A 13,189-nucleotide genomic window follows, 5' to 3' on the forward strand; every position below is an offset into this window, starting at 1 on the left:
TTTTTAATCAAATAAAAATACCATAACTATATCTAATCAAAGTATGAGATCTTCAACAATTTTATTCCTAGGCATTACAGCTGCAAGTATGTTTTTCTCTTGTTCGGAAAGAACAGCCGAAATGGATTCAGACAGTACAGACCTAAGTCTTCATCAGAAAAAAAATGAGCGGACTTCATTAGTCTCGATCGAAACCAATAGCTGGATGTCCGGACTTCAGGATAATATTTCAATAGCTAAAATTTCGATCCCTGGTACTCATGATTCCGGTGCTATGAGAGAAGTGCCTTCCAACAGCGGTACTGCAAAAACCCAAAATCTTACGATTGCCGAGCAACTTAATGCCGGAGTCCGTTTTCTGGATATCCGTTGCAGGCATATTGATAACTCATTTGCGATACACCATGGTGCTATTTACCAAAATTTAAACTTTGATGATGTGCTCAACGCCTGTTACGCATTTTTGGAGAACCATCCTACAGAAACCATCATTATGTCTGTTAAGGAAGAATACAACGCTTCCAACACATCGAGAAGCTTTGAAAAAACATTTGATACCTACGTTCAGAAAAATCCTTCAAAATGGGATCTGGGAAATAACATTCCGAGCCTGGGAGATATAAGAGGAAAAATCAGATTATTGAGAAGGTTTCCTGCTGAAGTTTCTAAAGGGATTGATGCAACGGGATGGGCAGACAATACCACGTTTGAAATTAACAATACTCCGGGTACATCATTAAAGGTTCAGGATTATTATAAAGTGACAAATAATGATGAAAAATGGACAAAGATTTCAACTCTTTTTAATGAAGCAAAAAATGATACAAGTGGCAAACTTTTCATCAATTTCACAAGTGGATACAAACCTTTACTATTTGGAATACCAAGTATACCAGGAGTTTCCGATAATATAAATCCTAAAGTGACCACATTCTTCCAAAATAACACCAGAGGATCTTACGGAACAATGCCAATAGATTTCATCAACACAGAGTTATCAACACTGATTATTAACACGAATTACAACTAGATGGCCCTGATCATCCGGTACATAAAAAATGTAGTCTTTAGTTGCTAAAGACTACATTTCTTTAAAGATAGATCGTTTCCTGATTATCTCTTAATCCCGTAGGCTGAAAGTATTTTATTAAAAATCTCCGTATTTTCAAACAGTCCTGTGAATTCCTGTGAATTGGGTCCGTAAGCAAATACACTTGACGGAATCGACGTATGGTCATTCGTGCTGAAATTACCGAAAACCCAGCCCTCTTTAAGACTCCCGTCCAAAAGCGTCAAACCTCCGGTCTCATGATCTCCCACTACGACAACCAGTGTTTCTTTATTTTCATCAGCAAATTTCATCGCTTTTCCTACTATATGATCAAAATCCAATAGTTCGGTCACCAGCTGCTCCAGATTATTGCTGTGTCCTCCTCCATCAGTCTGTGAAGCCTCTACCATCATAAAGAAGCCTTTTTTATTATCTTTTAAATTCTTTAAGGTAAGGTCGAAAGCATCAGCCAGCCAGTTTCCCCTTCCGTTGCTTATTCTCTGGGAAGCCAGGGGATCAACCACCAAAATACGGTTGTCTGTTGTAGTGACTGATTTCAGATCCTGATAGAAATCAATCCCGGCATCTTTTATCTTTTGCACATTCTCCTGGCTCAATCCACCTGTAGGCCCTCCCATTAAAATTTTCGTTTTAGAATTGACAAAATCCTTAAGGATAGGCTCCGAACTGTTTCTGTTGTCCGAGTGTGCGTAAAAATCCGCTGGTGTTGCATCGGTAATATCTCCAGTGGAAATTAATCCTGAAACCATTCCCTCAGCTGCAATAATATCCGGAATCTGAGCCAGAGCTTTTCCTTTATCATCTACTCCTACAAATGTATTTTTTGTTTTAACACCTGTGGCAAATGCCGTTGATCCGGGTGCAGAATCCGTAATATAGGCATTGAAAGAATTGGTTTTGGATAATCCGGTGGATTTCATATTAAAAACATTCAGCTTTCCTTTGTTAGCCGTAAAAGCAGCATAATACTGGGGAAGGGAAGTGCCGTCCGGAATCAGGAGAATAACATTTTTAACTTTCTTGTTGGTCCGGTCTGTTTTGTACGTTGGCTGGTATACTTCATACCCTTTTGTACTCTTATAAAAATTTTTAGGAATGGTATTGATGAACTTTTTAAGATCAGGAATATGATCTGTATTGATATAATCTACATCAAGATCCATCAGGTTTACCCAGGCATTGGTAAAATCAGGGGCTCCATAAAAACGTACAGGCTTCTGCTGAGCATGCGCTTTTTCTACTGTTTTTTTGATTCTTTCCGTTTCCTCATCCCTCGGAATCCCTTTTCCGTTCCATTTGACCAGATCCTGAAAGTCTGCACTGAACATTCCAACTCTTTTCAGCTGATCTGCGGTATAATTTGTATCAAGATTACCATCAAACCAGAGATAATCCGGATAGTTTTTAAAATCACCCGGCTGAGGTCTTCCTCCGGTAATCACAATTTTAATGCCCGGACAGCCGGTAATTTCAGGATACTTCTTCAAAGTGGCTACCAACGCGCTCAGAGATGTTTTATAATCCTGTTTGATATCGATAAGGAGTTGTAGCTTCTTAGTACCATCGGAATAAATATTCCCTTTATTGAGTTTGATTTGTTTCGATATCGGATCAAGATAGAGGCTCTCCAGTGTTCGATCTGGCAGCAGTTCTTTTTCCGTATGGGCAACCCACAGCTTCCCTTTTACGAGGAAAACATCCGCCTCAATGGAACCAAAGCTGGCATAATAGGCCTGCCAGAAAGGAATTTCCTGTTGATAATCATTATGAGAATGAGCATTGCCCACCGTATACTTCAGATAATTCTGCGCCTGGTTTTGAGTAAACACCCCAAAAGCCAGTACAGCTGCTATTTTTTTTGATAATTTCATCATACTATTAAAAAACTGTATCACTGCGTGGTTCACACAATGATACAGTATCTATCTATATTAATATTTTACCACCCTTCATTTTGCTTGATCACGCCGTGGCTGTTGACAATTTCAACCTGCGGAACTGCCCATACATTGTGTACGGCCGGGTTGAAGTTTCTAGGAGCCCAGACTTCATTACCATTGATACCATGAAGTGCTTTTGCGTAGGTATTTTTAGCATCTCCCCAACGGACAAGGTCTCTGTGTCTGTCTGCCCACTCGCCTGCAAGTTCACAACGTCTTTCATGCTTCAGGTCAGCCAGTGTACATCCGGTCTTTGGTGCCAATCCAGCGCGGACTCTGATCAGATTGATTTCCACATCAGCATTCTGTCCCTGCATGAGCAAAGCTTCCGCCTTAATAAGGATCACTTCTGCGTAACGCATAATTGGAACGGCCAGATCTGTACACGGATAATCTCCATTGGCGCTTACATGACCACTGTTAAGCGTATATTTGAAAGCATCCATATATTTATTAAACTGATAACCTGTAAGTGAATTCGTAGAAGCATACGTTCTTGTTTTTCCGTTAAAAGTGAACGAATCTCCCAGTTTCAAAATGGTTGCGCTTCTTCTCTGGTCACCTGCTTCATATTCGTCGTATAGTTCTTTTGTCGGCTGGAAATAGCCCCAGCCGTTATATTCTCCCCAACCTTTATTTTCAAGCATTACACCGGGAAGAATACTTCCCCACGAGGTAAATTTAGGCGTCCCTGGAATGGACCAGATGTATTCTGAATTGTAATTATTCTCTGATTTAAAAACATCTGAAAAGTTCCCCAGCAGCTTTCTGTTTCCTTTGGTCATTACTTCATTGGCCCAAAATGCGGCGTTCTTCCAATCTCCCATAAAAAGATAAACCTTTGCCAGAAGTGCCCAGGCAGCTGCTTTATGCGGTCTGCCGTAATCTTTGGGAGAAAGCTCTTCCTGAGAAGGAAGTAATTCAGCGGCTTTCTTCAGATCATTCACAATATAATTGTAATTTTCATTCACATTGGCCGCTCTAGGAATTGGGTTAGGATCCGGTTCTTTAGTACGGTCGATAATAGGAATTCCTGCTTTTTCATTTCCGTAGTTATAGGCTAGCTCGAAATACATTCTGCTGCTCATAAACAAAGCTTCCCCCAGGTATTTGTTTTTAACAGCTGCCGAAGCCTGAATATTATCCACATTACGGATCACACGGTTGGCAACACCAATCACATTATATCTTTTATTCCACTGGGTTTCGAGATCACCTGCTGCAATATAATTACTGCTGAAATTTTTAGCATTATCTGCCTCACTTTTCGCCCTTCCGGTTACCATATCATCACTGGCATTGATGAACCAGAAAAGTCCTCTTCCATAAAATTCTCCGTCAAACAGAGGTTTATACATCGCATTAGCACCGGTTATCAGATCATTTTCCGTTTTCCAGAAACTGGCTTCTGTCGGCGTTCCTTCGGGCTGAACATCCAGCTCATTGGTACAAGACAAAAGAAGGGCGGATATTCCTGATACTAAAATTATTTTATTGAAAAATTTCATCTTATTCTTTTTTTTATCTTTTAAAATTATAATCCCACTTCCACTCCGAAAATAAATGAACGGGACTGTGGATATCTTCCGGTGTCCACTCCATACGTATCCATTCCAACTTCAGGATCAAAACCTGTATATTTTGTAATGGTAAATAAGTTATTGGTGGTCACATAAATTCTCAGCCTGTTCACATTGATCCTGCTGTAAATGTCTTTCGGTAATGAATAACCGATGGTCAGATTTTTAAGTCTGAGGTAAGATCCGTCCTCAACGTAGAAATCCGATACTTTAGAATAATTCCCACTTGGATCCCCATGGACAAGTCTTGGAATATTGGTATTGGTATTCTGCGGAGTCCAGGCATTCAGGATATCCCGGTCCATATTATAATTCTGTCCCGTTCCGCCAGGGTTCAATGAAACAAACTTCATCCCGTTGAAAATCTTATTCCCGTAAACTCCCTGGAAGAATACATTCAGGTCGAAATTTTTCCAGGTCATATTATAGGAAAGTCCGTAAGAAAATTTAGGATATGGGTTTCCGAGATTCACAAAATCATTGTTATTGAGCACCCCTACATTCCCCTCTTTTTTGAGGAATTTAATATCTCCGGGTTTTGCATTGGGCTGGATCAGATTTCCATTGGCATCTTTATAATTGTTGATCTCTTCCTGTGACTGGAAAATACCATCTGTCTTATACCCATAATAAGAGTACAGCGATTCACCCACTTTGATACGGGTAGGCTTCAATACTCCTCTTACCCCGTTACTGTTGATGAAAATCTCATCAACATCCGCCAGTTTTTTCACCGTGTTTTTTAGTTGACTAAAGGTAGCTCCCACAGAGTAAGTGAAGTCACCAGTTCTTTTGCCATTGTAATTGATTCCCAATTCATATCCTTTATCCTGGAATAATCCTGCATTGATGTACTGATTATTGTAAGTCGCCGTACTTGGTAAGCTCACATTAAAGATCTGGTCTCTGGAATTTTTTACGAAATAATCGAACTGTAAGGAAAGGCTGTTGTTAAGGAAAGAGAGATCCGCCCCAAAGTTAGTTTGCTCCGATTTTCCCCATTTCAGATCCGGATTCGGACGTGTTGTCGCATAATAGGCAATATTCTGGGAAGGATCCTGGCCAAAGATAATATTGTTATCCCTTATCATTAAAGGATTAACAGCCTGCGGAGAAATCCCTCCAAGGTTCCCTAAAATACCATAGCTTCCTCTCAGCTTAAGGTTCGAAAGCCATGAGATATTCTGCATAAAGTTTTCTTTGGATACTACCCAGGCTCCGGAAAGTGCATAATAATTAGCAAACCTGTTTTGTTTCGCTACTAATGAGGAACCGTCTCTTCTGCCTAATAAGCTGATCACATATTTACCTGCATAATCATAGTTTATCCTTGCCAGGTAAGAGATCAGAGCCTGCTGGTATTTGTAACTGGAAACATCTTTATTGGTATCTGCGGCATTCTGAAGGTGCTGGAAAACCTCAGCTTCACTTCTGAAATCATAGGCTTTCGCCAAAAATCCTTCATCAATAGTTTTCTGGAAAGTAAAACCTCCCAGGAAATCAAAATTATGCTGCCCAAAAGCCATTTTATAAGTAAGAAGCTGTTCTGCCAGTGAAGTTGATGAGTTGTTCGACTGGTATTCTAAATTATTGGTGTCAAAAATTTTCCCGACTTCCAGAACCCTGTAGGTGAAATTTTTAACCGTTCCTATTTTAAATGTCTGGGAAAAATTGGATCTGAATTTTAAATTTTTAGCTAAACTGATTTCCGCATAAGGATTGATGAGAATCTCATGAGTAGGATTCCGGATACTGATTCTTTGAAGATAGGCAACAGGATTGATCATATCTCCATACCCTCCTGCTACATCAATAGGTAATCCGGAAAAAGCTCCGGAAGCAGTATAGGCAGGAACATTAGGTGGATAATACATGGCAGCGATCAATGCTCCGGTGTAACCACTTTTCGTATCCGCTGTATTTCCGTCGGAATAATTATAGTACATATTTTCCCCGATGGTCAGCCAGTCTTTTACTTTATGTTCAGAATTGACCCTGAAATTGTATCGTTTAGCCTGGGTATTAAGTAGAATTCCTTCCAGATTTCTGTGGTTCATTCCCACAAAAAACCTGGATTTGTCGCTTCCTCCACTTACATTGACGTTATATTCCTGAATGGTTCCCGTTCTGAAAATTTCTTTCATCCAGTCTGTTCTGGTCACTCGCCCATCTGGATATTTGTCAGGATTGAAAGCAATGGGAAGGCTGTTTAGCTTTCCTGCATTTTCATAAGCTTTGTACATGACATCCTGGAATTCTGCTGCGTTCAGAGATTCTCTCATTCTCCAGGCATTATTCACCCCATATTTCACATCAAAATCTACGGTAAGGTTTCCTTTTTTTCCTCTTTTGGTAGTAATAAGAATCACTCCTCCCGAAGATCTGGCCCCGTAAATGGCAGCGGAAGCATCTTTAAGTACAGAGATATCCTGAATATCGTTAGGATTAATGGATGGCGTGCCATTAAAAACAACTCCATCAACAACGTACAGCGGTGTTTCTCCGTTAATCCCACCCAAACCGCGGATATTCACTTTTGGCGAACCGTTGGGATCTCCCCCTTCATTAATCACTGTTACTCCGGGCGCTTTTCCCTGAAGAACTTCTCCTACTCCGGATAAGGACCTGGAAGTAAGCTTGTCAAGTGAAGCTTCAGAAACTGCACCGGATACTTTGCTTTTCTTTTGTGTTCCATATCCTACCACCACAACTTCTTCTATGGATTTTTCCTTTAAGCTGTCCTGTTTTTGAGACAGAACCAAAGGTGAGACCGATAGGGCACCGATCAATAAAGCCCTTCCTGTTAAATAACCCACAGAAACCGGGATTTTAGATACATTCATTTCATCCTTTTTTATTAGGGGCAAAATTAAAACAGGTCTGTCCGGGAACTCATTAAGATTTTCTTATGTTTTTATTAAGAAATAATTGCAGTTTTAAATATCAGGAACTAACAGCGGAGTATCAAACATCTATGTATCAATAACATACCCTAACTAAACTAATCATTCTATTTGTATTGTGAATATAATTGCTGTTAACTTTACTTTAAGTTTAAATTATTCAATTTTCAGAAGTCAAAAGACTGATCCATTTTATACAGTAATAAATAAGATAGTTCTTATTTCTTTTTTTACATTGTTCACAGGGTTATCCATAATTTATAAATACATTTTCATTTACCTATTCAGAAAAATAAGATATAGCTGATGATTTTGTAAAAATACGGTTTAAAGAAGGATAAAATTTAAAGTCCCTCCGAAAATTCCGGAGGGACTGCTTATTGTTTCTTAAAACATAGTATACTAATTCCACTATCATAACAGTATGTACCTTTTCTCAGCTTATTTTTAACTCTAGAAAGTTGTTCTTTCAAATTTATTTCGTCATCTATAATTGTTAACCAATTTTGAATTTTACCTCTTAAAGGTGTTTTCTCTATTTTTTTTGAACTTAAAGGGTAAATTTCATCAAAAGAATATCTTTCTATTCTATTGTCTTTCAACAATTTAACAGAAAGATAATCTCCATCCAAATAAACCAGGCTATCATCATAATTTTCACTTATAAAATCTATTTCAGCTTTTTCCAATTCAAGAATAATTTTTTCAACCTGTTCAAAAGATATTTTTATTTCCTTTTTAATCTTTTTGTAGCTTCTATTTTTCTTTTTTTCTAGATAAGCATAGATAATACCAGAATATTTATTCTTTTTCTTTTCCTGCAGAATTATTGTAAGTGGAGAATTACAAAGACTAAATTCATAATATTTAACAATATTTGAAGATAGATTTTGCGATAAAAGAAAATTACTTATTAAAATAAAAAGTGCGAAAATTATTTTCCTCATTATTGCTTTGTTAATATCAGAACTTTAGCATCAGACAGCTTTGTGCCCGCTTGGGCAGTAACTATACCATTCTAAATAAATTTCATTACTTTGGAGCTTGAGTTTTATTTGTTAAACCACTTACATAGCAGAATTCTATTTTTTCTATAATTAAATTTTTATAAAAATATTCAGAGTCAGAATTTCAGTGATATTGCCATTGGCTTCATTATTTATTTTCTATAAATATACTTATTTCAAATTGTTCTTTTACCGGAATGTCATACATCTTTGCTGATTTCCATATATTAAGTTCTTTTACTTTAAAAGCTTCTTCAATAGCTTTTTTGGTATTTTTATCAGTATACTTTAGAATCTCTATTTTTTCTAAATTATTATTAATACCTAGAATTATACGAATTCTATTTTCTCCTTCTCTTACAATTTTGGGAAGCTTAAATTTTTCTAATAAAACATTTCTAAAGTTACTCATACCCTTTGGAAATTCTGCATTCAAAATCATTATACCTAAATCATCTATACACACTGCATTTTTTGTTTTTCACATTTTTCTAAAGATTTTTTTGCATTTATATTTATAATATTAATTTTGGCGGAATCTATTTTATTGGCAGGGAAAAGTTTTATATTTTCTATTCCTGTTGAAAAATAAGTAACATATTTTTGTCTCACAGAACAAGCACTAAAAAAATAAAGCATTATAAAAAAAGAAAAAATAAATTTCATCACTTTGGAACTTGACTTTTATTTGTTAAACCTCTTGTGCTTGTAAAGCCCCATTTATTATAATAAAATGAAAATATAAAGTGTTTTTATATCACTTTTCATCGATAAACTATAATATCTTTTACTATTTTGCTTCCATAAAAAACTCTTTCCTCATCAGTAAAGTAAAAATAATTTTTTTGTTCGTAATATTTTGTCTGATCTCTGGGAATGGGGTCTTGCCATGTTATTAATAAAGTAATGGCATTATGAAAGCTAAAATCCATTTCACAAAATTTAAATCTAGTTCCAGGAGTTACTGTTTTTTTACGACCATGAGAAACGGGCCAAGCTGTTTTGGGCTGTATTTGTGTCATATCATTTAATAATACAGACAATGGTTTATTTATATAGTTAGCTTTATTTGTTTCGAATCTTTTGAGATAAGTAAGAGTATCACTGACAAGTGCTGATCTTTTTGTGCAATGTGTTGTGATTATTATTTCTCCATTTTCACCTTTTGTGATCTCTTGTGCTTGTAAAGCCTCATTTATTATAAAAAATATAAAAAAAGAGAAAATAAATTTCATTACTTTGGAGCTTGAGTTTTATTTGTTAATCCTCTTACATACCAAAATTCTATCTTTTTGATTGTTAAATTTTTATAGAAATTTTCAGAAGTAGAATTCCAAAACCAATGATATTGATTTAAAATTGAACTTGCTTGTTGGTAATCAAAAGTTTGTTGAAATGTTATTGCTATATGAGGTTGGACATAACCATTTTGAGAAATAATTGAAGAGCTTTCTGCATCATTAATAAACATAAGTGTTAAGAAATTATTATCGAATGGTCCCGGATCATAAGCCTTTATAGAAGTATTATTTTGAGCTAATGCTTGGAGGAAAACTGAGAGCGGTTGATTATAATAATTAGTCTTATTTGACATAAGGTTATTTAAATTAGAAACAGTCTGATTATAAAAATTGGGATAATCTGCTATGCTTATAGGCTGACTTGTTTGTGATTTACATTGTGTAAAAATAATTACAGTAATAAAAAATGTAAGTAAAATATTTGTTTTCATAATAGTATTTTTTAGTTAAGGACAAGGCTCTGCTCTATAACCTGTTATTTTTTTACCACCTGATGCAGGGATTTCATATTGAAAAGATACTGATCTAAGTGGTTTCAGATTTCCATTGGCATCTGTTTTTGCAATGCTGATTCCCGTATTATATTTCTCTAGAATCTGAGCGAAAGCTGATTCCATTCCATCATTCTGACTGCTTCCCGAATATGATGGTAAACTTCCTTGCATATAGTAATTGTAAATAGTATTAAAATCACTTCCCACAGCATAGTTTTTATTAAATATTCTTCCTTCATTTGTCGTATTATCAGCAAACGGATAGGCTAATAAAAAATCTTTAGCCTTTTCTCTATCTGTTATAACGAAAGCATATTTTGTACCATTAAAGCTAAAAACAAATGCAGCCTGAAATGTCAAATAATCTTTAGCATTATTAAGGGCCATATATAAATCTTTTACTGATGGAGGGGCTGCTCCATGACTAGGATGCGTATGTGCAGAAGCAAGATAATCACCTAGTGTAGGAATAATGATATTAATTGATCCTGGATTAGAAGGATCATTATTAGTATAAGGGTCTTGAGCTATAATAGATGATCCTGTACCAACAATAGCCATACCATATTCTGTAAAGCTGTTTGCAGCATGATTTTCAAGTGCTGCTTTTTCAGTAGAAATGGTTGGGGCATTGAGTATATTATTGGCGTTAACTACTGGAACCTTAGCTCGCCCGCAAGGAGTATCTCTTGGAAGAGTAAGAGTGGGTAATGTAGGAGTTCCGTCATTGGTTCCACTTCCCAAACCACTTGTATCTCCAATACTCACACCTCCTCCGGAGCCATCATCTCCAAGACTGGTATCTGCTGTACAAACCAATGCCACTACCGTAAGGTGCTGAGCCGGGTAACCTCCTTCACTCTGCCAGTTACAGCCTCCCCAACTGCTTTCATTTCCCTCGTTATGCTCTCCCGTATAACATGAAAAGTACATATCTACGGTATTGTAGGAGCAGGACTCTGTACCTCCCATCCCTTTATTGGAAATTCCTCCACTATACGTTCCCTGTGCAAGCTCAATGGCTGTCGTTTTACCTGCTGTTTTCACTCCTTTTCCTGAAACTAAGTCAAGCTTTTCCTGGGGAGTAAAATTATAACTTACCAAAAGTTCTTTATAGCCGCCATCGGGTAAAGAAGCCAATACCAGGTTTTCTACAGGCGCATTTTCAGGAGCGTTTTCCCGGATCAGATTGAATGTGTAGGTATGGAAGACAGGTCCATATTCAATGTAGGTTACATGGTCTGTATCAACAGAAACACCATTTGCATAATCAACTGTTTTACCGGATGCATTGGTTTTTATTTTTTGCAGATTGTCCTGTGCTTTTTGCAATTCGGTTTTAAGAACCAGTTGGTGTTTGCTCTGTTCTAAACGGATTGTTTTGGAAGTAGGCCTGAACTGGCTGCTGTTGTTGTATGCTTCCTGTTCTGTCAGTAATTCATTATTTCTGCAGGAGTACAGCAAAGTACTGAGGGCTATCAATAGAAACAGCCGGAGAAATAAATTTTTTCTCATAAATTGGTTGTGTTTTAAGTTGTTAAATATATAAAATAATTCTCACCTCATAGAGAACTCTGGCAAAACTAATAAATAATCATATATCCCATTGACCTGTTTCCGGGAATCCTTGTCCTATTTTCGGGCATCAAAAAGCACAGAGTTCGTTTTTCTTTTTTACATTTGCTGAAAATACCATTTACTATGAACACGCAGATAGGAAATAAAATACGAAGACTACGGGAAAGTAAAGGCTTTTCGCAGGAAGAAATGGCAGAGAGATTACAGATCTCCCGTTCTGCCTACAGCAGGATAGAAAGCGGCGAAACCAACTCTTGGGTAAATCACATCAATAAATTAAGTGAAAATCTAGATGTAAAACCTGAAGAATTACTTTTCAATTCTGACAGTCTTTTTCAAACAAACAATGATAGTTCCGCTGTACAAACAAGCACCCATCAAGATACTCACATTACCATTAATCATCTTTCAGATAAAGTAATAGAACTTTATGAGGAGCGAGTAACTGAACTGAAAGAAAGGGTAAAGCAGCTGGAAGCCGAACTAAAAAAGCACAGCAAGTAAATGACTATTATCATCACTGGAACCTCATCAGGAATAGGGTTTGTACTGGCCGAATATTTCGGAAAAAAGGGTCATAAAGTATACGGTTTAAGCCGGAAGCATACAGAGAGTCAGCATTTCACATCTATCCCGACCGATGTTACCGATAATACAGCCATTCAGAATGCCATCGCTGAAGTTTTAAGAACAGAATCAAGGATCGACGTCCTGATCAATAATGCAGGAATGGGAATGGTAGGTGCCGTGGAAGATTCTACCAAGGAAGATATTTTAAAACTATTCAACCTGAACCTTGTAGGCGCTGTCCAGATGATGAGTGCCGTTCTTCCGAAAATGCGGGAAAACAGGTTCGGAAAGATCATCAATATTTCAAGCATCGGAAGTGAAATGGGGCTTCCGTTCCGCGGATTTTATTCTGCTTCCAAATCTGCTTTGGATAAGGTAACCGAAGCTATGAGGTATGAAGTATATCCATGGAATATTGATGTGTGCTCACTGCATCTTGGTGATATCAAAACAAATATTGCAGAAAACAGGGTAAAAACACAGGTTTCCGAGCCGTACAAAAACATATTTGACAAAGTTTATAATTTGATGAACTCGCATGTGGGTGACGGAACCGAACCTCTTGAGGTGGCAGCTTATGTCGAAAAGCTTTTAGACAAGGATAAGTGGAAAGCCCATTATTATTTTGGTAAATTCGGACAAAAGATCGGAGTTCCACTGAAATGGATACTTCCGCAGGGAACCTATGAAAATCTGATGAAAAAGTATAATAAACTGGATTAAATTCAGTTATTTTAAAAATTA

At 36.9% G+C, this 13,189-nt stretch carries 11 protein-coding genes; 3 read left to right on the forward strand and 8 right to left on the reverse strand.

What is annotated here, in order from left to right:
- Positions 1 to 43 precede the first annotated feature (43 nt).
- Entirely contained in the window at positions 44 to 1,030 is a 987-nt protein-coding gene (locus tag AC4IFE_RS09840; RefSeq protein WP_490756702.1) for a phosphatidylinositol-specific phospholipase C, read from the forward strand.
- A gap of 83 nt (positions 1,031 to 1,113) precedes the next feature.
- On the opposite strand, the gene AC4IFE_RS09845 is transcribed toward AC4IFE_RS09840, so the two are convergent.
- The 8 genes from AC4IFE_RS09845 to AC4IFE_RS09880 form a co-directional block, all read right to left on the reverse strand.
- A complete protein-coding gene (locus AC4IFE_RS09845) occupies positions 1,114 to 2,946 on the reverse strand; it encodes an alkaline phosphatase (protein WP_490756704.1) in 1,833 nt (610 codons plus the stop codon).
- Between the two features lie 65 nt (positions 2,947 to 3,011).
- Complete coding sequence (locus AC4IFE_RS09850; RefSeq protein WP_490756706.1) at positions 3,012 to 4,520, reverse strand: RagB/SusD family nutrient uptake outer membrane protein; 1,509 nt, start codon at positions 4,518 to 4,520, stop codon at positions 3,012 to 3,014.
- A 26-nt stretch (positions 4,521 to 4,546) separates the two neighbouring features.
- Entirely contained in the window at positions 4,547 to 7,435 is a 2,889-nt protein-coding gene (locus tag AC4IFE_RS09855) for a SusC/RagA family TonB-linked outer membrane protein (protein ID WP_490756707.1), read from the reverse strand.
- 437 nt (positions 7,436 to 7,872) lie between these two features.
- A complete protein-coding gene (locus AC4IFE_RS09860) occupies positions 7,873 to 8,442 on the reverse strand; it encodes a hypothetical protein (protein WP_490756709.1) in 570 nt (189 codons plus the stop codon).
- Positions 8,443 to 8,650: 208 nt separating this feature from the next.
- Positions 8,651 to 8,938, reverse strand: a complete 288-nt coding sequence (locus tag AC4IFE_RS09865; protein WP_490756711.1) for a hypothetical protein — start codon at positions 8,936 to 8,938, stop codon at positions 8,651 to 8,653.
- A gap of 328 nt (positions 8,939 to 9,266) precedes the next feature.
- A complete protein-coding gene (locus AC4IFE_RS09870) occupies positions 9,267 to 9,737 on the reverse strand; it encodes a hypothetical protein (protein ID WP_490756713.1) in 471 nt (156 codons plus the stop codon).
- Entirely contained in the window at positions 9,737 to 10,234 is a 498-nt protein-coding gene (locus AC4IFE_RS09875) for a hypothetical protein (protein WP_490756715.1), read from the reverse strand. The genes AC4IFE_RS09870 and AC4IFE_RS09875 overlap by 1 nt, the downstream gene beginning before the upstream one ends.
- A 15-nt stretch (positions 10,235 to 10,249) precedes the next feature.
- Positions 10,250 to 11,812 carry a hypothetical protein gene (locus tag AC4IFE_RS09880; protein WP_490756716.1) on the reverse strand — a complete coding sequence of 521 codons (1,563 nt, stop codon included), beginning with the start codon at positions 11,810 to 11,812 and terminating at the stop codon, positions 10,250 to 10,252.
- A gap of 186 nt (positions 11,813 to 11,998) precedes the next feature.
- On the opposite strand from AC4IFE_RS09880, the gene AC4IFE_RS09885 reads away from it, so the two are divergent.
- Positions 11,999 to 12,379, forward strand: coding sequence for a helix-turn-helix domain-containing protein (locus tag AC4IFE_RS09885; protein ID WP_490756717.1), 381 nt, complete (start codon positions 11,999 to 12,001; stop codon positions 12,377 to 12,379).
- Positions 12,380 to 13,168, forward strand: coding sequence for an SDR family oxidoreductase (locus AC4IFE_RS09890; protein WP_490756719.1), 789 nt, complete (start codon positions 12,380 to 12,382; stop codon positions 13,166 to 13,168).
- Positions 13,169 to 13,189: the final 21 nt, after the last annotated feature.

The organism is Chryseobacterium sp. UF-81 (assembly GCF_058245105.1).